This is a genomic window from Streptomyces plumbidurans, from assembly GCF_019857225.1.
Classification (GTDB): Bacteria; Actinomycetota; Actinomycetes; order Streptomycetales; family Streptomycetaceae; genus Streptomyces; species Streptomyces plumbidurans.
Genome location: NZ_JAFJSY010000025.1, coordinates 121,793 through 140,457, shown reverse-complemented (window position 1 = coordinate 140,457; position 18,665 = coordinate 121,793). Strand labels below are relative to the sequence as shown.

General features: G+C 71.2%; 20 protein-coding genes. 6 read left to right on the top strand and 14 right to left on the bottom strand.

Annotated elements, in window-relative coordinates:
• Positions 1-158 precede the first annotated feature (158 nt).
• Positions 159-692, top strand: a complete 534-nt coding sequence (locus JYK17_RS18625) for a gamma carbonic anhydrase family protein (protein WP_108009975.1) — start codon at positions 159-161, stop codon at positions 690-692.
• Between the two features lie 58 nt (positions 693-750).
• Here the strand turns inward: JYK17_RS18625 and JYK17_RS18620 are convergent, their stop codons facing one another.
• The 4 genes from JYK17_RS18620 to JYK17_RS18605 all read right to left on the bottom strand — a co-directional run bounded on the left by JYK17_RS18620 (position 751) and on the right by JYK17_RS18605 (position 6,970).
• Positions 751-1,410, bottom strand: a complete 660-nt coding sequence (locus JYK17_RS18620; protein ID WP_108009977.1) for a DedA family protein — start codon at positions 1,408-1,410, stop codon at positions 751-753.
• A gap of 168 nt (positions 1,411-1,578) precedes the next feature.
• Positions 1,579-4,044 (bottom strand): beta-glucosidase family protein, encoded by a 2,466-nt coding sequence (locus tag JYK17_RS18615; protein WP_222810851.1) that lies wholly within the window; start codon positions 4,042-4,044, stop codon positions 1,579-1,581.
• Positions 4,045-4,229: 185 nt separating this feature from the next.
• A complete protein-coding gene (locus tag JYK17_RS18610) occupies positions 4,230-6,131 on the bottom strand; it encodes an RICIN domain-containing protein (RefSeq protein ID WP_222810850.1) in 1,902 nt (633 codons plus the stop codon).
• A gap of 386 nt (positions 6,132-6,517) precedes the next feature.
• A complete protein-coding gene (locus tag JYK17_RS18605; protein ID WP_181362411.1) occupies positions 6,518-6,970 on the bottom strand; it encodes a DUF4442 domain-containing protein in 453 nt (150 codons plus the stop codon).
• Between the two features lie 71 nt (positions 6,971-7,041).
• Here JYK17_RS18605 and JYK17_RS18600 point away from each other — a divergent pair, with 71 nt between their 5' ends.
• The 3 genes from JYK17_RS18600 (at position 7,042) to JYK17_RS18590 (ending at position 10,450) form a co-directional block, all read left to right on the top strand.
• Positions 7,042-7,968 (top strand): DUF8017 domain-containing protein, encoded by a 927-nt coding sequence (locus JYK17_RS18600; RefSeq protein WP_222810849.1) that lies wholly within the window; start codon positions 7,042-7,044, stop codon positions 7,966-7,968.
• Between the two features lie 77 nt (positions 7,969-8,045).
• On the top strand, positions 8,046-9,095 hold the full coding sequence (locus JYK17_RS18595; protein WP_108009987.1) for a DUF8017 domain-containing protein: 1,050 nt from the start codon (positions 8,046-8,048) through the stop codon (positions 9,093-9,095).
• A 44-nt stretch (positions 9,096-9,139) separates the two neighbouring features.
• On the top strand, positions 9,140-10,450 hold the full coding sequence (locus tag JYK17_RS18590; protein ID WP_108009989.1) for an MFS transporter: 1,311 nt from the start codon (positions 9,140-9,142) through the stop codon (positions 10,448-10,450).
• Positions 10,451-10,529: 79 nt separating this feature from the next.
• Here JYK17_RS18590 and JYK17_RS18585 read toward each other — a convergent pair whose 3' ends face one another.
• From JYK17_RS18585 to JYK17_RS18575, 3 genes are all read right to left on the bottom strand, one after another.
• On the bottom strand, positions 10,530-11,375 hold the full coding sequence (locus JYK17_RS18585) for a spermidine synthase (RefSeq protein WP_234547506.1): 846 nt from the start codon (positions 11,373-11,375) through the stop codon (positions 10,530-10,532).
• Positions 11,376-11,484: 109 nt separating this feature from the next.
• Positions 11,485-12,654, bottom strand: coding sequence for an elongation factor Tu (tuf, locus tag JYK17_RS18580; protein WP_108009991.1), 1,170 nt, complete (start codon positions 12,652-12,654; stop codon positions 11,485-11,487).
• A 271-nt stretch (positions 12,655-12,925) separates the two neighbouring features.
• The gene (locus JYK17_RS18575) at positions 12,926-13,648 is read right to left on the bottom strand and encodes a DNA alkylation repair protein (RefSeq protein ID WP_128803744.1); all 723 of its coding nucleotides are present in this window, start codon (positions 13,646-13,648) and stop codon (positions 12,926-12,928) included.
• Positions 13,649-14,118: 470 nt separating this feature from the next.
• On the opposite strand from JYK17_RS18575, the gene JYK17_RS18570 reads away from it, so the two are divergent.
• Positions 14,119-14,349: a helix-turn-helix transcriptional regulator gene (locus tag JYK17_RS18570; protein ID WP_222810848.1), complete on the top strand. Its 231-nt coding sequence runs from the start codon at positions 14,119-14,121 to the stop codon at positions 14,347-14,349.
• 190 nt (positions 14,350-14,539) lie between these two features.
• Here JYK17_RS18570 and JYK17_RS18565 read toward each other — a convergent pair whose 3' ends face one another.
• The 4 genes from JYK17_RS18565 to JYK17_RS18550 form a co-directional block, all read right to left on the bottom strand.
• On the bottom strand, positions 14,540-14,794 hold the full coding sequence (locus JYK17_RS18565; protein ID WP_222810847.1) for a hypothetical protein: 255 nt from the start codon (positions 14,792-14,794) through the stop codon (positions 14,540-14,542).
• A gap of 400 nt (positions 14,795-15,194) precedes the next feature.
• On the bottom strand, positions 15,195-15,398 hold the full coding sequence (locus JYK17_RS18560; protein WP_128804579.1) for a hypothetical protein: 204 nt from the start codon (positions 15,396-15,398) through the stop codon (positions 15,195-15,197).
• Entirely contained in the window at positions 15,395-15,790 is a 396-nt protein-coding gene (locus tag JYK17_RS18555) for a DUF6415 family natural product biosynthesis protein (RefSeq protein WP_222810846.1), read from the bottom strand. The genes JYK17_RS18560 and JYK17_RS18555 overlap by 4 nt, the downstream gene beginning before the upstream one ends.
• A gap of 169 nt (positions 15,791-15,959) precedes the next feature.
• Positions 15,960-16,679, bottom strand: coding sequence for a GntR family transcriptional regulator (locus tag JYK17_RS18550; RefSeq protein ID WP_128804578.1), 720 nt, complete (start codon positions 16,677-16,679; stop codon positions 15,960-15,962).
• Between the two features lie 55 nt (positions 16,680-16,734).
• Between JYK17_RS18550 and JYK17_RS18545 the strand changes: the two genes are divergently transcribed.
• Positions 16,735-17,550, top strand: coding sequence for a class I SAM-dependent methyltransferase (locus JYK17_RS18545; RefSeq protein ID WP_128803741.1), 816 nt, complete (start codon positions 16,735-16,737; stop codon positions 17,548-17,550).
• A gap of 10 nt (positions 17,551-17,560) precedes the next feature.
• Here the strand turns inward: JYK17_RS18545 and JYK17_RS18540 are convergent, their stop codons facing one another.
• The 3 genes from JYK17_RS18540 to JYK17_RS18530 form a co-directional block, all read right to left on the bottom strand.
• The gene (locus JYK17_RS18540; protein WP_128803740.1) at positions 17,561-17,785 is read right to left on the bottom strand and encodes a LexA family protein; all 225 of its coding nucleotides are present in this window, start codon (positions 17,783-17,785) and stop codon (positions 17,561-17,563) included.
• A 141-nt stretch (positions 17,786-17,926) separates the two neighbouring features.
• Positions 17,927-18,244 (bottom strand): hypothetical protein, encoded by a 318-nt coding sequence (locus JYK17_RS18535; RefSeq protein ID WP_128803739.1) that lies wholly within the window; start codon positions 18,242-18,244, stop codon positions 17,927-17,929.
• Positions 18,241-18,426 (bottom strand): hypothetical protein, encoded by a 186-nt coding sequence (locus JYK17_RS18530; protein ID WP_128803738.1) that lies wholly within the window; start codon positions 18,424-18,426, stop codon positions 18,241-18,243. The genes JYK17_RS18535 and JYK17_RS18530 overlap by 4 nt, the downstream gene beginning before the upstream one ends.
• Positions 18,427-18,665: the final 239 nt, after the last annotated feature.

Sequence of the window (18,665 nt, the reverse complement as noted above, 5' to 3'; positions counted from 1 at the left end):
TCAGCGTCCGGTGACCGGACGCGCTCCGGGCACTGTGATCTTCACCCCACCGGAGGCCGGACGGCGTCCGGTTCGCGGCGGGTGACGCCCGCCCCGGCGCGCTGGGCAGGGCGTTCATCGCCTACGGTGCGTGGTGAACCGAGGACGAGGAGAGGGCGATGACGCACAAGGCGTTGATCACGGGGATCGGCGGCAGGGAACCGAGGATCGACGACGAGGCCTTCGTGGCACCCATGGCGTCGGTGATCGGCGACGTGACGCTGGAGGCCGGGGCGAGCGTCTGGTACGGCGCGGTGCTGCGCGGTGACGTCGAGCGGATCTCCGTGGGCGCCCAGGCCAACATCCAGGACAACTGCACCGTCCACGCCGACCCGGGCTTTCCCGTCAGCATCGGTGCGCGGGTGTCCGTGGGGCACAACGCCGTGGTGCACGGGGCGACCGTCGGGGACGACTGTCTGATCGGCATGGGCGCCACGGTCCTCAACGGAGCCGTCATCGGCGCGGGTTCGCTCGTCGCCGCGCAGGCCCTGGTGCCGCAGGGGATGCAGGTGCCGCCGGGGTCACTGGTGGCGGGGGTGCCGGCCAAGGTGAAGCGGGAGCTGACCCCGGAGGAGCGCGAGGGCGTCACGCTGAACGGCACCCTGTACGCGGACCTCGCGAAGGCTCATCACGAGGTGCACGAGGACTCGTAGGAACGGCGAAGGACTGGTCGAACGGCGGCGGCGAACGGCGTGCGACGGGCGAGGCGGCTCAGTCGACGGCCGGGACGGTCTCCGCCTCGGCCGCCTGCTCCGCCTCACGCTGGGCGGCCGCCTTCTTCGCCTTGCGCCTGATCATCAGCATGGAGGTCAGGCCGATCAGGACCGCGATCGCGAGGCCCAGGTACGAGAACCGCTTGAGCCAGTCCTCGGCGACGACGCCCACGTAGTAGACGACGGCCGTCGTGCCGCCCGCCCAGCAGACGCCGCCGAGGAAGTTGGCGATCAGGAACTTCCAGTACGGCATGTGCAGCACACCCGCGAGGGGGCCGGCGAAGATCCGCAGCAGGGCGATGAAGCGGCCGAAGAAGACGGCCCACATGCCCCACTTCTCGAAGGACCGCTCGGCAGTGGCGACATGCGCCTCGCTGAAGTGTCTCGGGAACTTCCTGTCCAGCCAGGCCAGCAGCGGCCGTCCGCCCTTGCGGCCGATCGCGTAGCCGATGGAGTCGCCGATCACGGCACCGGCGGTCGCGCAGGCGCCGAGCACGATCGGGTTGATGCCGGAATGGTGCGAGGACAGCAGGGCGGCCGCGACCAGGACGATCTCGCCCGGCAGCGGGATGCCCAGGCTCTCCAGGCCGATGACCAGCGCCACCACCGCGTAGACGGCTGCCGCCGGTACCGTGTCGAGCCATTCCTGGACGTGCAACGCCGGTCCTCCCGCTTTGCGACCCTTTGTTACTGCGTTCTGTTACTGCATTCCCGGCGCACGCCGTATCGGGCGCACACCTGGAAGCCTACCGGGTCGCTCTGCCGGAGTGCCGTCCCAAAGATCACACCGTCGTGGAGACGGATCGGATGGCGATACGGCGGCGGGTCACCTGCCCACCTCCACGTTCGTGCGCAGCCGGAGTTCTCGCGAGGACGTCCCGACCCATACGGTGCGCCGGCCGGTCCCCAGGACCCAGGTGTGCCGCGCGGGGTCCCAGGAGGACAACGTGCGTGCGGTCACGTCCACGGTGACGCGCCGCCGCTCCCCGGCCCGCAGGGCAAGGCGCCGGTACCCGGCCAGCACCCGTACCGCCTGCTCGAGCCGGAGCCGCGGCGAGGGCCCGACGTACACCTGGGGCACGGCAATGCCCTCCCGGCGGCCGGTGTTGCGGACGGTGAAGGTCACCTCGATGCCGTGCCGCGTGCGCCGGGCCCGCAGATCGGCGTAGGAGAAGGAGGTGTACGACAGCCCGTGCCCGAAGGGGAACAGTGGCCGTACGCCCTCGGCGTCGTACCAGCGATAGCCGGCGTGGATGCCTTCGGAGTACTCCTCGGTGCCGTCCACGCCCGGGTAGCGGCGGGGGTCCCCGGCGACGGGATGGTGGTCGTCGTCGGCCGGGAAGGACTGGGTGAGGCGGCCGCCCGGGTCGCACTCGCCGTACAGGACGGCCGCGGTGGCGGCCGCGCCCTCCTGGCCCGGGTAGTACATCTGCAGCACGGCGCCGGTGCGCCCCAGCCAGGGCATCGACGTCGAGGACGAGGTGTTGAGGACGACGGTGGTGCGCGGGTTGGCCGCCGTGACCGCCTCGATCAGCCGCGTCTGGTGGCCGGGCAGGGCGATCGTGGTGCGGTCCAGTCCCTCGGTGGCGTCCTCGTAGGCGAACAGCACCACGTCCCGTGCCGCGCGTGCGGCGGCGACCGCCTCGGCGACGTCCTGCGCGCGGGTCGCGCCGGTGCTGCGCCGCAGCCGGAACGTCAGTCCGCCGGCCCCTCCCTGAGCGGTGATCCGCAGCGTGTGGGCGCCCTTGGCGAGCGTCAGGGTCCCGCGGCGCACGGACAGGCCGTCCGGGGCGGCCGAGACGAGCCCGCCCGTGAAGAACTCGCCGTATCCGGGGGCCTGCGGAAACAGCTCGGTGCCGTCGAGGAGGACCTTGGGGCGGGCGGTGGGCGCGGAGGAGAAGTGCAGGACGAAGGTCCACTCGTCGTCCTCGGGCACGGTGAGCGTGCCGTCGTACGTCCAGACCTGACCGGCGGCGAGTTGCTGTCCCTCGCTGTCGAAGGCGGGGTCGAGCGCGGACGCCGGTATCGCCTTGCCGTAGAGGTCCTCGCCCAGTGCGTAAGTGAGCTTTCCCGCACGGGACTTGAGGGCGTCGAGCGGGCTGTCGGCGTGGTCGGGGACGACATGGGCGCTGCCGCCGCCGCTGACGAAGGGCAGGGCGCCGGTCGGGCCGATCACCGCGAGGCTGCCGCCGCGGGCCAGCGGGAGGGTACGGCGCTCGTTGCGCAGCAGGGTCGCGCCCGCCTCGGCGATCTCCAGGGCCACGGCGGCACTCGCCGGTGCGTCGCGGTCCGGGCGGGGTGGCGCACTGCCGTCGAGGAGTCCGAAGCGGTCCATGACGGTGAGAATCCTGCGTACGGCACGGTCCACGTACCGCTCGGGCACGGTGCCGTTCTGCACGGCCGACCTGAGCGCCGTACCGAAGTAGGTGCCGTCGGGCATCTCCATGTCGAGACCGGCGGTGATCGCCGCGACGGTGCTGTGCGCGGCGAACCAGTCGGTCATCACCCAGCCCTCGAAGCCCCATTGCTCGCGCAGGACATCCGTGAGCAGCGTCCGGTTCTCGCAGGCGAAGGTGCCGTTGACCTTGTTGTACGCGCCCATCACGGCACCCGTGCGGGCGACGACGGCCGCCTCGAATCCGCGCAGTTCGAGCTCGTGCATGGTCTGCTCGTCGACCCGTACGTCGACCGACATGCGGTCCTGCTCCTGGTTGTTCATCGCGTAGTGCTTGACGGTGGCGATCAGGCCCTCGCCCTGGATGCCCTCGATCTCGGCGGCGACCATGCCCGAGGCGAGCAGCGGGTCCTCGCTGAAGGTCTCGAAGTTGCGGCCCGCGTACGGCGTGCGGATGAGGTTGACCATCGGGGAGAGCAGGACGTCCTGGCCGAGGGCGCGGCCCTCGCGTCCGATGACCCGGCCGTAGCGGCGGGCCAGTTCGGGGTCGAAGGCGGAGGCCAGCAGGACGGGGGCGGGCAGCGCGGTGGCGTGCCGGGTGACGCGGACGCCGGCGGGGCCGTCGGCGAGGCGGAGCGGTGGGATGTTCAGGCGCGGCACACCGGGGACGTAGCCGGCCTGGCCGAGCGAGTTCGGGTCGGTGGCGCCGTGCAGGAGGGAGATCTTCTCGTCGAGCGTGAGCCTGCCGATGAGGCTTTCGACGCGGGGCCCGGCCCCCGCCTCGGGTCTGTCCAGCGCGTGTACCGGGGTCGTGAGTCCGCCGGTGGCCGTCGCGGCCACGGTTATGGCGCCGCCGAGCAGGCGCAGGGCGGATCTCCGCGAGACAGTGTCGGTCATGAGCCGTCACTCCTTCGGCACCTTGACTCGTCGGTGTGAGAACCGACTTGACACGGCGTCAGCCACGAGGGTGCGGCGGGAAAACTAGGACCGGCCGTGACTCGTGTCAATCGTGCGGACAGGAAACGGCGGGACGCCGACATGAAGGAAGACGGGGCCGCCTTTGAAGGTGCGGCCCCTGATGACTAGTTGATCGCGTCTGACGCATCTGCGGCGATCGTGGTCGCCGTGTGCACGGTGGAAGTGGCGGTGTCCGCGGTGGAGGCCGCGGTGTCCGCTACGGCGGCGACCGTGCCCAGTACGTCCGCGGGCAGGGTGCGTACGCCGTCGAGAGGCGCCGCGGGCCGCCCGGGGGGCGCGGTGTCGTCGCCGACTTGGGCGAACCGTTCCTCGTACGGCGCATCGTCCTCGGAACTGCCCGGCGTGGGCTGGAGGTTGGGCAGGTTCGGCGTGCTGTCGGGAGAGCCTGCCCGACGCTCGGGGTGAGCGCCCTCTTGGGATCCGCCGTCTCCGTCCTTACCGTCCTTACCGTCCTTGCCGCCCGCGTCGCCGTCCCCTGTATCCAGCACCCACCGCTGCCCGGCGGAGCCGTCCCGCTCCGTGATCACGACCCGCGCCGCCGCCGCCCCCGTACCGGGTGCGACGAGCAGTCCCTTGCCGTCCCGCAGCAGGAGTTCGCCGCGGACGGTGAGGTCGTAGCGCATGTCGGCGTCGTGCGGCAGGCAGCCGACGAGCAGTACCGACTGCCCGGCGGAGCCGGAGTCCAGGCACAGGGTGGGGTCGACGCCGCTGCGCAGCGGACCGTCGGCCTGGTACGACCACTGCTGGGACTCGGCGGAGGAGCAGCCCGTCAGCACGGCCGCGGCGCCGGGCACGGCCTTGCCGCCGCCGATGTCGAGGCAGAGGCCGGACGCCGGGTTGCGCAGCCTGCCGTGCCCGATCTCGACGGGGCGGCCCGCGGAGGCGGGCGACGGGGACCCGTCGGTGGAGGCGTGGCCCGCGGACGCGTGGCCGGCGGAGGTGCCCTCCGCGGGGAGCGACGGATGCAGCGAACTGCCGCTCTGGGCACCCCAGGTGGCGCCGGGTCCGGGGACACCGTTGTCGTCCGTCCAGCCCTTGCTGACGAGAACCGTGGCGAGCAGGGCGAGGGCCGCCACACCGACGCCCACGGCCACCGCCTTGGTGTGACTGCGCGACAGGCCCGGGCGGTGGCGTCCGCTGCCGTCGGGCCGCAGGGGGCCGCGTCCGGGGACCGACGGGCGACTGCCCCCGCGGCGCGGACGGGAGTCGAGGTAGCGCCGGGCTCCCCAGCCGAGCACGGTCTCGGCGAGCAGTTCCTCGAGACCGCCCTCGAAATAGCTGAGCTGTTCGGCGGCGTGACGGCAGTAGCGGCATGCCATCAGGTGCTGCTGGACATCGGGGAGCAGGGCGCCGCCGCGGCGTATCGGAACGTCGAGGAGCCGGTTGTAGAAGCGGCATTCCTTGCCGGGCGCGAGTTCCCCGTGGGCGCGTACACAGCCCGCCCGGAATTGCTCGCGCGCCTGATCGAGGGCAGCCGCCGCGGTGCCCGGATCCACCCCCAACAGACCAGCCGGTACGGATATGGGCTCCGCCTCGACCTCGGTGTGCCAGAGCAGGCATTGCGAAGCTCCCGGAAGGGCCCGGAACGCCCGCTCCGCAAGGCGCCGCCTTTCCGGTGTCGCGGAGCGCGCGGCGCGCAGTCCGCGGCCTCCGGTCGGTTTGCGGAGTTCCGGCAGAAGAACGGAAATACCGTCATCCGCCGCCCACTCCTTGACCGTGTCGCGCACGGCCCTCAGGAGTTGCGGTCGCAGTGCGTCGTCGGTGGGCCGCCCGAGGACCCGGTGGAACGCGGCGGCCGCGGCCATGGACGCCGAATCCTCCCCGGACGCAAGGCAGATGACCGCGTAGTCGAAGGTCGCGCGCCAGTGCCGGGCCAGCAGCAACGCGATCGCACGGCCGCCCTCGGGACCCTGGGCCGGCTGTGCGAGGAGATGGCGGTCGGACTCGGTGGGGCCCGGTCCCGGGAGTGGCGGGTACGGCGGTCGTGGGGGGTAGGGGGATTGCACTGAGCCATTTCCTTCCGAGCCGCAGGACGGTGGGTGGAAAGCGCATCCATCGAAAAGCCGGCGCCTGATTGGTGCGTACCTATGCCGTGTCGGGTTCTGGGACCCTTATAGGGCCGCTCACTTTCGCACAATTGACGCGCTGGAAACAAGGAGTTCGAATGACTCATGTTCAAAAACCGGAAACTTCAGATAAGTTACCGGCGGTACCCGCACCCGTATTCGAAACAACCGCCAGATCGCCGCCGAGTTGTGTGCACCCAAGGGCGAGTGGCACACCGAATCTCCACCACCGGCGAACACCACCGGCGAACACGACCGGCCGACGACCCGGCCTCATGCCGAAGGCCCGGGAGCGCACTCCCGGGCCTTCGCATGCACTGAAGCGCTCAGCCGTTGGGCCGCAGCGTCCACACGACCGTCATCTCACCGGTGACGGCGTCGTCCGCGCGCCGGATCTCGATCGACACCGGGAACTCGGGGCGCTCCCCCGCGTCCAGCTCCGCGACGACGTCGGCGGCGGGACGGCCCAGCGTCGCGGTGGCCGTGACGGCACCCATCGCCAGCTTCTTGTACGCGATCTCGGCACTCACCGCGAGCGGCACGGCCCGCGCGAGCTGCTCCCCGAATGCGGCCAGCACGATCGCCCCGCTCGCGGACTCCCCGAGCGTGAACATCGCACCGGCATGCGGCCCGCCCACATGGTTGTGGTACTCGCTCTGGTCCGGCAGGGCCACCACGGCCTTCTCCGGCGTGGTCTCCAGGAACTCGAGCTTCAAGGTCCGGGCCATCGGCACGGTCGCGGCGAGCATCTCACCGATCGACATCTGGTCTGCGCTCATGAAGTGGAGGTTACCCATGAGTAGCCACCACTGACCAGACGCGTACGATGATCGTCGTATCGTTACGGCCCATGTGGCCAGGACAGCAGTCGCCGGGGGACGGTCAGCAACCGCAGCAGCCGGCGCACAACAACCCGTACCAGCAGCCCGGATACCAGCAGCCGAACCCGTATGCCGCACAGCCGCCGACCGCGCGGCCCCCGGCGCCCGAGCCGCCGGGTGGCGGCCGCGCCAAGGTGATTGCCATCACAACAGCGGCCGCCGTGGTGGTGGCCGCCGCGGTGACCGGAGCCGTGGTGCTGGGCGGCGGCAGCGACGACGGGGCCGATCCGGGGCCGACCACCTCCTCGGCATCGCCCACCCCCTCGGCCAACCCGCGGACCGGCGGCGCACAGAAGCCCACCGTCGCCGGGTGGAAGGTCGTGGTGAACCCCGATGCCGGCATCGCCTTCGACGTACCGGCCAACTGGGCCCTGCAGTCGCCGGGTTGGGTGTCCTACGTCGCGGAGGACAACGATCCCGAGGACAAGCCGCTGGTCGCCATGAAGGCCCCCGCCCTTCTCAATCAGAAGTGGTGCACCTCCGACGACGACAAGGACGGCCACACCGACTTCACACCGCTGGCCAGCGCCGGCACCAGGAAGAACAACGGCGCCAAGAGCGCGGAGGAGGCGGCCCGCGCCGACGCGACCGCGTGGGTCTACGGCGCGTACGCCCAGCCCGACCACAAGAAGGTCACCACCGGTGCGGCCACGTCCTTCACCACCTCCTCCGGCCTGGTGGGCAGCGTCGCCACCTCCCGCTCGTCCGGGGTGACGAAGCGGCACAAGTGCGACTCGGACGGCAAGGCGACGACCTTCGCCTTCAAGAACCGCGACGGCGACTTCGCGTCCTGGTCGTTCGTCGGCGTGAAGGGGGTCGGTGAGGAGGTGCCGGATGCCACGGTCAGGAAGATCCTGGGAACCGTGCGTCTCTACACCCCTCCCGAGGACTCCTGACACGGCCCCGTTTTGCTACGGCCTCGACAAGCCACAGTGACCGAATCGTGTCTCGAACGGCACTAGGGTGGCTGTCCATGTGGCCAGGACAGCAGCCGCCCGGGGGCGAGCAGAATCCGCAGGGGCAGAATCCCTCTGCGCAGAACAACCCGTACCAGCAGCCGGGGTACCAGCAGCCGAATCCGTATCAGCAGCCCGGGTACCAGCAGCCCAACACCTATGGGCAGCAGCCGCAGTGGGGGCCGCCCGGTGCGCCGGGAAGCCCTCAGCCGCCGACCGGTGCCGGCGGAAGCGGTGGCGGTGGCGGCGGGAACCGGACGAAGCTGGTGGCGATCGTGGCGGCCACGGCTGTGGTCGTGGCCGCGGGTGTCACCGGCTTCCTGGTGCTCGGCGGCGGCAACGACGACAAGGCGGACGGTCCCGGCAAGAAGGTCCGGCAGTCACCTCCCGCGTCGTCCGACGCGAGCGCCTCGGCGTCGGGCTCCGATGACAACCCACGCGGGGGCGAGACCGCGAAAGCGACCATTCCTGGCTGGAAGATCGTCGTCAACCCCAAGTGGGGCACCGCCTTCGATGTGCCGGCGGACTGGCAGGTCGATTCGCCCGGCACGTTCGTCGGATTCGAGGACGAGAAGAAGGGCGACGGCTCCGCCCTCATCGGCATGTCGGCCCCCGCCTTCTTCAAAGAGAAGTGGTGCACGTCCGACGACAACAAGGACGGCCAGACCGATGACAAGGCGCTGGCAGCGGCCGGCACCAAGGGTCAGGACGGGGCCAAGAACACCACCGACGTGGCGCGCAACGACTCCGCCTGGTGGGTGTTCGGTGGTTACACGGACCAGTCGAAAGCCGCCAAGAAGCTGCTCCACATCGGTAAACCGAAGGCATACACGACGACGTCGGGCCTCAAGGGCAGCGTCGCAACCACCTATTCGCAGGGCGTTGCCAAGAAGGGCAAGTGCGACACCGACGGCAAAGCGATCACGTTCGCATTCAAGAACTCGGCGGGTGACTTCGTGTCCTGGACGTTGCACGGAGCGAAGGGCGTCGGCGACGAGCTCTCGGACAAGACCATCATGAAGATCCTCAGCACCGTACGGCTGTCCGGGCAGCCGACCGGCGGCTGACAATCGGTTTGTCCTGAGGCAGGGCCGCTGGCCATAGTTCGGAAGTGACCGAACACCCTGCCTCCGCTGCAGGCCGGTTGCGTCCCGCGTGGGCGGGACGCAACTACGGCCTGCTGACCGCCGCCGCCGTGATCACCGGCCTCGGCGGCAACGGCGCGCTGATCGCCGCCGCGTTCGCCGTACTGGACGCGGGCGGCGACGGCGGGGACGTGGGTCTGGTGGCCGCCTCCCGCACGCTGCCGCTCGTGGTGTTCCTGCTGATCGGCGGCGCGGTGGCGGACCGGCTGCCGCGGCATCGCGTGATGGTCGCGGCCAACGCCCTCAACTGCCTGTCGCAGGCCGCCTTCGCGGTCCTCGTCCTGACCGGGCACCCGCGGCTGTGGCAGATGATGCTGCTGACCGCGCTCGGCGGCACCGGCCAGGCGTTCTTCGGCCCGGCGGCCGAGGGCATGTTGATGTCGTCGGTCCGGGGAGAGCAGGCGAGCCGCGCCTTCGCGGTGTTCCGGATGGCGATGCAGGGTGCCGGTCTGGGCGGCGCCGCGCTCGGCGGTGCGATGGTCGCCGTGGTCGGCCCCGGCTGGGTGCTCGCGGCGGACGCGGCGGCGTTCGCGGTCGCCGGGGCGCTGCGGTCCTTCATCGACGTCAGCCATGTGCCGTCGCGCGCGCCCGGCGGCGGCCTGCTCGCCGATCTGCGGGAGGGCTGGCGGGAGTTCACGGGCCGTCCGTGGCTGTGGGGCATCGTCGTCCAGTTCTCGATCGCCAACGCCGTGGTGGCCGCCGCGGACGCCGTCTACGGCCCGCTCGTCGCCCGCGACAGCCTGGGCGGAGCCGGACCGTGGGGCCTGGCCCTCGCGTTCTTCGGTGCGGGCACGGTCTGCGGCGCCCTGCTGATGACCCGCTGGAAACCGCGCCGTCTGCTGCTCGCGGGCACCCTGTGCGTGTTCCCGATGGCGCTGCCCTCCGCCGCACTCGCCGTCCCGGCCCCCGTCGGCGTCCTGTGCGCCGTGATGCTCCTGTCGGGCACGCTGGTCGAGGTGTTCGGGGTGTCGTGGATGACCGCGCTGCATCAGGAGATACCCGAGGACAAGCTCTCCCGGGTCTCCGCCTACGACTGGTTCGGGTCCATCGCCCTGGTGCCCCTCGCGACGGCCCTCGCGGGTCCCTCGGAGGACGCCTTCGGGCGTACGGCCTCGTTGTGGGGCTGCTCGGCCCTGGTCGTGGTGGTCACGGCGGCGGTGCTGTGCGTACCGGACGTGCGCAACCTCCGACGGACCACCAGACCGGTACGGGAGCGCACGCCGCAGGCCGCGGAGGAGCCGGCGGATACCGAACGCCCGGTCGCCGGGCACGGGTGACGGCGCGGGCTCCGCGATCCCGAACCGATCGCGCGCCCGCGACGAACCCCCGGACCCCGCCACCCTCAAACCACCACCCTCACCCCACGCCGAACGCCCCCTCCGGCGGCACCGGTGACGGCACCGCGTCCTCGTCCCGTACCGGTCGCGCCCCCGCTGTGAACTCGCGGATTCTCGGGCCGTACTCGACGCGGGCCGGGAAGGCGTCGGCTGCGGTGAGGCGGGCCAGGGTGAGGGTGTCGAGCGGGTGGTGGGCGGCGGCGAGTACGGCGTTGCCGAAGCGGCGGCCGCGCAGGACGGCCGGTTCTGCGATCAGTACGAGTTCCTCGAACACCGCGGCGAACGTGGCGAGTTGGGAGCGCAGGAAGGCGAAGGGCGCGGCGTCGGCGAGGTTGGCCAGGTAGACCCCTCCCTCGCGCAGCACGCGTCCGGTCTCGCGGGCGTAGGCGACGGAGGTGAGGTGCGCGGGGACGCGGGAGCCGCCGAAGACGTCGGCGACGAGCACGTCCGCGGAGTTGGCCGGGGCCGCTTCCAGCCAGGCGCGGGCGTCGGCCGTGTGCAGGGTGATGCCGGCGTCCTGCGGGAGCGGAAGGTGCTCCACGACCAGTTCCAGCAGGGCGCGGTCCGCCTCGACGACGTTCTGCCGTGAGCCGGGCCGGGTCGCGGCCAGATAGCGGGGCAGGGTGAGCGCGCCCCCGCCGAGGTGCAGCACGTCCAGCGGCGCTCCGGGCGCCGCCACGGTGTCCAGGACATGCCCGAGCCGCCGCGCGTACTCGAACTCCAGATGGGTCGGCTCGTCCAGGTCCACGTAGGACTGCGGCGCCCCGTCGACCGTCAGCAGCCAGGCCCGCTCACGGTCGACGTCGGGCATGAGCTTGGCGGTGCCGAAGTCGACGCCACTGGTCACAGGTATGGGCTCGGTCACGGGTCCATTGTGCGGCGCAACCGGGACCGGGTCCCGCAGCGCCCCGAAGGGGCGCGGGGAACTGCGCGACCGGCCGCAGCCGGCTCGCGGTCCCCCGCGCACGTCAAGCTCACTCCACGGCGGTCACGGTGCCCGCGCCCACGGTCCGCCCGCCCTCACGGATGGCGAACCCGAGACCGGGCTCCAGTGGCACGTCCCGCCCCAGCTCGACGGTCATGGTGACCGTGTCGCCGGGCCGGGCGACGGCCGTCTCGCCGAGGTCGACGTCACCGACCACGTCCGCGGTGCGGATGTAGAACTGCGGCCGGTAGCCGGTCGACACCGGGGTGGTGCGACCGCCCTCGCGCGTGGACAGGACGTACACGCGCGCGGAGAAGCGCCGGCTGGGCGCCACGCTGCCGGGCGCGGCGACGACGTGCCCGCGCCGGACCGCGTCGCGCGGCACCCCGCGCAGCAGCAGCGCCACATTGTCCCCGGCCTGCGCCTCCTCCATGGGCTTGCCGAAGGTCTCCAGGCCGGTGACGACGGTCTCCAGCCCGGCGCCGAGCACGTCGACCCGGTCGCCCGTGCGGACCACTCCCCGCTCGACCGCGCCGGTCACCACGGTCCCCCGGCCGGTGATGGTGAGCACGTTCTCCACGGGCAGCAGGAACGGCGCGTCCAAGTACCGCTCGGGCATGGGCACATAGGTGTCCACGGCGTCGAGCAGCGCCTCGACGGACGCCGTCCAGCGCGGGTCGCCCTCCAGGGCCCTGAGCCCGGAGACGCGTACGACGGGTACGGAGTCGCCGCCGTAGCCCTGCGCGGTGAGCAGTTCACGGACCTCCAGCTCGACGAGGTCGGTGAGCTCCTCGTCGCCCGCGTCCGCCTTGTTGATCGCGACGACGATGTGGTCCACGCCCACCTGCCGCGCGAGCAGCACGTGTTCGGCCGTCTGCGGCATGATCCCGTCGACGGCGGAGACGACCAGGATCGCCCCGTCGAGCTGCGCGGCGCCGGTGACCATGTTCTTGACGTAGTCGGCATGGCCCGGCATGTCCACGTGCGCGTAGTGGCGGGTGTCGGTCTCGTACTCGACGTGCGCGATGTTGATGGTGATGCCGCGGGCGGCCTCCTCCGGGGCGCGGTCGATGCGGTCGAACGGCACGAAGGTGCCGGTGCCGCGCTCGGCCAACACCTTGGTGATGGCGGCGGTCAGGGTGGTCTTGCCGTGGTCGACGTGGCCCATGGTGCCGATGTTCAGATGCGGTTTGGTGCGCACGTATGCCGTCTTGGGCATGTCGTTACCTCGAAGCCTCTTCATGGGAGAGATCAGGACCCCAAGGACTTGCCGACCCTCCCCCTGCGGGGTCCGCCGGACGTTCCGGAGAGGGTCAGCTTCGGGCGCCGTCGATTGCGGCGACGAGTGTGGGAACGGCAGCCTTCGGGGCATCCGCGACCGCGGATGCTGCGAGGTGGAAGGCGTACCGGAACATGACGCCGATCATCGCCGACGCCTCGTCGGACGTCGAATGGTTTTCCGCCGGTCCCGAGGTCGGGGAAGGGCGCCTTCAGGCACCGATGTTCTTCAGGGCCTCACGGACCGACAGCGGTGCGAACCGCCCGCGTTCGCGCGCGAGGAACGTCCGTACGGCCTCGGGGTCGGTCTTGGCGTATTCGCGCAGACACCAGCCGATGGCCTTGCGGATGAAGAAGTCGGGGTGGCCGGACTGGCGCAGGCAGTAGGTGAAGAGGCGTTCGGCGTCGGTGTGTTCCTTGTAGCGGAGCTGGTGCAGCAGGGCGGTGCGGGCGACCCACAGGTCGTCGTCCACGATCCACTCGTCCATGTCCGCCCTGAGCGCCGGATCGGCCGCCACCAGCGCGCCCACCACGTGTGCGGCGAGCAGGTCGACGGTGTCCCACCAGGGGACGGTGGAGACGAGGTGCCGGGCCACCGGCAGGAAGCCGGAGGAGCACACGCGCGCGTGGCGGCGCAGATAGTCGACGGCGAAGTAGTGGTACTCGCGCTCGGGCAGCTGCCAGCAGCGCAGCGCGATCGCCGTGCAGTCGGACTCCGTGGGGCGCGGCAGGCCCTCCATTACCGTGCGGGACAGGGTCCGGCGCACGGGCGTGGTCAGGCCGAGGAAGGGGGCCACGTTTTTCATGTACGCGCGCATGGGCTCGGCCCGTTCGGGGTCGGCGGCCGGGGCGTAGACGGCGGTGAGCCGCTCCAGAACGGTGTCGGCGAGTGTGCTCGACGGCACATCCGTCGTGCCCGCTCCTGTGACGCTCATGAGACGAACCATACGGCGATCACACACATCCGTCGGTTAGTGTCACCGGATGCTTGGTGTCCCAGGAAACACCGACTTGTAGAGGGCTCGCAACTCCCCAGGCCAGTAGGCCTTTTCCACGGCGAGCTCCCGCCGCCGGACGGCCTTCGCCGGCGCGCCGCGCAGACTAGAGCCCCGCCGGCGCAGGAGGCTTCCGGACCTCGAGCGCGGCGGGGCTGGGCGGTACGTGTACGAGCCTTCTACCGGAGTGCGCCGTTCGGAACCGTGCGCGTGGCATATCCGCCTGGCGCGTGAATCGCACCCCGTGTGATCTGACGTTCCCTCAGTGGCCGAATACCCGCCCCGCCGGAGGTCTTCCGGATCCTCGGCGGGACGGGGGCATACGGTGCCGCGGCCGCCATGATCCCAAGATCATTAAATGCGTCACGGCTGACGCTGACATACCAACACGCAGCGTCCAACTTTGTCGAGTGCCCCGCGACGTACCTGACTGGATCATCAACCGACGTCGTGAGCTGGGCGTTCGCATCCGGGACCTGCGCATCCACGCCAACCACACGCAGGAGTCACTCGCCCAGGCCGCCGACCTCGACCGGCGCACCCTGCAGCGCATCGAGGCCGGCCAGAGCGACCCGCGCTTCGGTGACCTCCTCCGGATCGCCGCCGCCCTCGAGCAGCGCCTGTCCATCTTCGGAGACTGAAAAGGCCCCGCCCGTCCGGCCCTGGGGAGGCAGACGAGCGGGACCAGTTCAAGACCGCTCAGCGTCAGTGCTGCGCGCCGTGCGGCTTACGCGGCGGAGGACTGCCCGGCGGATCAGGCCCCGGAACCGGGGGCGTGCTGTCTACCCTCATCGTGTTCCCCTTCTCTCTCAGGATCGGGAACCGGGCACCTCAGCCGCGGGCCTTTCCAGGGGTGACGGCGGCTGAGGTGCCATCGGCTTCGTCGCTCAGGAGATCCGGCTGCGGGCTCCGATACCCGGCCGCGGGCTGGCACGAGGGGCAGACGTCCACGCCGGGCAGCAGCGGGATCATCTGCTGCTCGCGGTGCACCCGGCAGTACCTGCGGCCCCGGGCCTGGTCGACGCGGTGCTCGTCCTCCTCCAGCTGCTTGCGGGTCGGGACGGGCAGTCGGTTGCTGGCAGCCATGGGCACTCCTAGTGGTTGTCGTCCGGAGGCGGCGTCGGCGGGTCCTGGGGCGGCGGCGGCACGGGCGGCCACGTCATGGCCGCCGCACCCGCTGCAAGAGTGCGCTGCATCGTTCCTCCCTTCCGGGGATCGGGCCGGCTTCGGTCAAAGCCGGTCGCAGGCTTGACGTGCCGTGCAGGCCCGCCCCGGGCTGGACCTGTCGGGTGGGGGCTCGGGGCGGGCCGTTCTCGGACCCGCCCCGCCGGTGTCTTCCGGGACACCGACGGGACGGGCATCTGCGGGGCGACCCTGACCCGGAGCGGTCGCCTGGGGGTGCATCAGCTCGGGGTCCTCGCCAGCACCAGGGCGAGGACGGGAAACGTCACGGCGGCCACGTAGGCGAGCAGCCCGGCCACGGCTCTCACGAGCGCATCGCCTTGACGATCAGGACACGGGCCAGAGCCGTCACCGCGACCGGGTCGGGGCCGACCTGGTCGACGTGCGCGCGGTGCGCCCAGATCTCCCAGCCGGGTCCGGCCTCGCTCATCTCGTGCCCGAGGTAGACGGCATCGTCCGGGTCGGGGATCGGCTCGCCGCAGGCATGGCAGACTCGCTCGGCGCTCATCCGCGCGCGTCCTCGCTGAGGTCCTCGTAGTGCATGCACAGGGCCTTCAGCGACCGGGCCAGCCGCCGCCCGTGGGCGACGCGGGATCCGAGGTCCGCGCGGGGCGTGATGCTCAGCTTGCCGCGGGCCTCGCCGACGCAGGCCAGCGCGCAGTAGTGGGCAGTGCTGGACGGCCGCGAGCCCACCGCGCGCTCGACCTCGGGGATGAGGACCTCGAGGTGGCCGCGCAGCGCGCCCGTGAGGGCGTCGAGCTCGTCCATGGCGGGCGGGAGGACGTCCGGGCCGTCGTCGGGGCCGAGCAACTGCTGCACGGTCTCGCGCATCGTGGCGATGTCCGGCGGCGGCGTTTCGCGCTCTGCCGCGCTCGGCGGGTGCGTGGTATTTGTTGCCATGTCGGCGCTCCTCAGCAGCGTTGGCCACGCCCGGGGCCGTGTCAGCGGTCGCCGGGCTTCGTGATGCCTGGAGCCACGCACAGTGCGCCCCTGTTCACGGGGTGCCAGCGCGGCACACGAAAGAGACTGGACCGGTGGACCGGTCCAGTCAAGCTATTCGTGTGCCTCGTTACCTCATCGGGTAGCGCTCGGTCTCCTCGAAGACGTGGGAAGCCGTGACGCCCACCTCGCACACCAGGGGCCGTCGCTCCTGGTCGTACGCCACATGGACCACAACCGCGACCGCTACCGGCTGCTCGACGCCGAGCAGCTCGGCCTCATCGGAGGTAGCCAGGCGCACCGTCTTGACGTCGACACCCTCGAAGGGCGAACGACCGGTTTGCCGCCGCACGTAGTGCGTCGTCCCCTCGGCGATCGGGCCGGTCATCGACAGCCGCGGCGCGGCGTCCGCGATGCCCGGAGGGAACCAGGCGGTCACCAGCGTCGCCGGTGTCCCGTCATCCAGCAGGACCAGCCGAACCCGGCGCAGCGCGGTCTCACCGGCCTTCAGGCCGAGCAGGTCGCCGACCTCCTGCTCAGGCACCACCCGGTCAGGTGTGCCCAGCCGCCTGAAGGGCGCGGCGCCGGACACGCGCGGGGCGTCCGCGCGCCGGCCGCCTGCCGGGCGCGCGATCGGGGTCTCGACGACGGTGAACCCGGCGCCCTGGCGTGCCACGACCAGGCCATCGTTGCGCAGCACGTCGTAGGCCTTGACGACCGTCGCCCTGGACACGTGCCACTGCTCGGCAAGGTCGCGACCGGACGGCAGCAGTTCACCAGGGCCGAACTCGCCGTTGGCGATCCGCGTACGCAGGTCGTCTGCGATCTGCTCGTACTTCAGCAGGGGCATGGGCATGGTTCCGATCACTGGACTGGTCCACCGGTGAGCCCCCAGAATGCCTCGCATGACGAGTCCTGAGCTAGCGCCGGAGATCGTGAAGTTCTACTCCGAGACCATCGACGAGGGCGACCGGCTGTCGACAACGGCCGACGGCCGCCTGGAGATGGTACGCACCCAAGAACTGCTGCGACGCCACCTCCCGCCGGCGCCCGCACGGATCCTCGACGTCGGCGGAGGACCCGGCGCCCACGCCCGGTGGCTCACCGCCGACGGCTACAGCGTGCACGTCGTCGACCCGATCCCCCGGCACATCGATCAGGCCAAGCAGACCGGCGCAACCGCCGAGCTCGGCGACGCGCGCCGGCTCACTGCCGCCGACGCCTCCTTCGACGTGGTCCTGCTCCTGGGGCCGCTGTACCACCTGCTCGAGCGCACCGACCGGGAGCAGGCCCTGGCGGAGGCCTACCGTGTCCTCAAGCCGGGCGGCGTCCTGGCCGCCGCAGGCATCAACCGCTACTCCAGCCTGTTCGAGCACGCCGCCTTCGCCCACCTGCACAAGGAGGCGCTGCAGCGCAGCATCGAAGGCATCCTGGCCTCGCAGATCCACGACGGGAAGAAGGCCTTCACCGCCGCCTACTTCCACAGCGGCCAGCAGCTGCGCGACGAGGTGGCCGCGGCCGGCTTCGACGACGCCGATGTCCTCGGCATCGAAGGCCCGGCCTGGTCCATGCTCGCGGCCGCCGAGCGGAACACGGGCAGCGACTTCTCCGGCACGCCCCTCTTCGAGTCCGCGCTGACCGCGGCCCGCATGGCCGAACCGTATCCGGAGCTCCTCGCGGCGAGCTCGCACCTTCTCGCGACCGGCCGCCGGCCCGCGTGAGACGGCCCGCTCAGGTAAGACGGATCCCCCGCGCCGTACGGCGCTCGCGGGCGATGTAGCCGAGGGCCTCGATGCGGCCGAGATGCCAGTGCACGGAGGCTGTGCTGCGCATGCCCAGCTCGTCGCCGAGCTCCTTCACCGTCGGCGCTTCACCGCGGTCGGTGATGGACTCGCGGATGATGCGCAGGATGCGCTCCTGGGTGCAGGTGAGGTAGTCCACCCTGTGATTGGCCATATCCGGATTAGAGCGCGTGTTCGAATTTGTACGCAAGTGACCAATGGACGTGTCTGCTCCGGGCATGCCGAAAGACCCCCGCCGCGGATGGCGGCGGGGGTCTGTAGACGTCTGTCGGGATCAGTAGAGGGCCGTCGCGGATCAGTGGAGGAACAGGGCGATGATCGCGGCCACCACAGCAGCCACGGCCGTCAGGGCGCCGATCTGCGTGAGCGGCCAGCGGCCCTGCTTCAGGGCCTCGACCTCCGCCTTCAGCGTCCTCAGTTCGTCGTCGCGGAGCTTCTGGAGTTCGGTTTCCATGTCGGTGCGGAGCTGGCGGACGTCGGCGTCGGTGCGCGAGGTGCGCTCGACGAGGATGCCGAGGGTGCCCTTGATTGCCTCCAGACCCGTGTTGATCTCCCCTCGTAGCTGAGCAAGCTCAACAGCGACGTTCGTCGTCGGGTCCGGGGCCGCCGTCATGCCGAATCCTTCGGCTCCTTGTTCGGCACGCGCCAGGTGGCCACGAGCGCGGCGAGCGCCGTCGCACCAATGGCAACACCCTCAGCGCCGGTGATCTTCCCGTCCTCTGCCGCGGTGCCCAGCGTGCCGGCCGCGGCCACCACTGCCGCGACGACGGCCTTCCAGTACTTCGACAGCTGCATGGGTCAGCCCTCCTGCGTCTTCGGGCCGGTCACGTCGACGTCGACGTGCACCACGGCTTCCGCGATGGCGCTCTGCACGGCCGCGACCACGGCCGCCGTGTCCACGCCGGAGCCGACCATCCCGGCGAGGGTCTGGATCGTCGCCGCCATGGCGTTGACGGTCTTCTGCGTGGCCCGAATGCGCTGCGTCTGGTCCTCGACGTGCGTCGCCAGGGTCCAGTACTTGTTGGTGGGGTAGT

Bases quoted from the DNA above. Each gene is read 5' to 3' on its own strand.
- JYK17_RS18605 (WP_181362411.1), bottom strand. From the start codon at position 6,970: ATGAGCGCAGACCAGATGTCGATCGGTGAGATGCTCGCCGCGACCGTG.
- JYK17_RS18575 (WP_128803744.1), bottom strand. From the start codon at position 13,648: ATGAGCGTCACAGGAGCGGGCACGACGGATGTGCCGTCGAGCACACTC.
- JYK17_RS18560 (WP_128804579.1), bottom strand. From the start codon at position 15,398: ATGAGCGCCGAGCGAGTCTGCCATGCCTGCGGCGAGCCGATCCCCGAC.
- JYK17_RS18600 (WP_222810849.1), top strand. From the start codon at position 7,042: ATGTGGCCAGGACAGCAGTCGCCGGGGGACGGTCAGCAACCGCAGCAG.
- JYK17_RS18550 (WP_128804578.1), bottom strand. From the start codon at position 16,679: ATGCCCCTGCTGAAGTACGAGCAGATCGCAGACGACCTGCGTACGCGG.
- JYK17_RS18615 (WP_222810851.1), bottom strand. From the start codon at position 4,044: ATGACCGACACTGTCTCGCGGAGATCCGCCCTGCGCCTGCTCGGCGGC.
- tuf (WP_108009991.1), bottom strand. From the start codon at position 12,654: ATGCCCAAGACGGCATACGTGCGCACCAAACCGCATCTGAACATCGGC.
- JYK17_RS18595 (WP_108009987.1), top strand. From the start codon at position 8,046: ATGTGGCCAGGACAGCAGCCGCCCGGGGGCGAGCAGAATCCGCAGGGG.
- JYK17_RS18555 (WP_222810846.1), bottom strand. From the start codon at position 15,790: ATGGCAACAAATACCACGCACCCGCCGAGCGCGGCAGAGCGCGAAACG.
- JYK17_RS18530 (WP_128803738.1), bottom strand. From the start codon at position 18,426: ATGCAGCTGTCGAAGTACTGGAAGGCCGTCGTCGCGGCAGTGGTGGCC.
- JYK17_RS18540 (WP_128803740.1), bottom strand. From the start codon at position 17,785: ATGGCCAATCACAGGGTGGACTACCTCACCTGCACCCAGGAGCGCATC.
- JYK17_RS18545 (WP_128803741.1), top strand. From the start codon at position 16,735: ATGACGAGTCCTGAGCTAGCGCCGGAGATCGTGAAGTTCTACTCCGAG.
- JYK17_RS18625 (WP_108009975.1), top strand. From the start codon at position 159: ATGACGCACAAGGCGTTGATCACGGGGATCGGCGGCAGGGAACCGAGG.
- JYK17_RS18535 (WP_128803739.1), bottom strand. From the start codon at position 18,244: ATGACGGCGGCCCCGGACCCGACGACGAACGTCGCTGTTGAGCTTGCT.
- JYK17_RS18565 (WP_222810847.1), bottom strand. From the start codon at position 14,794: ATGGCTGCCAGCAACCGACTGCCCGTCCCGACCCGCAAGCAGCTGGAG.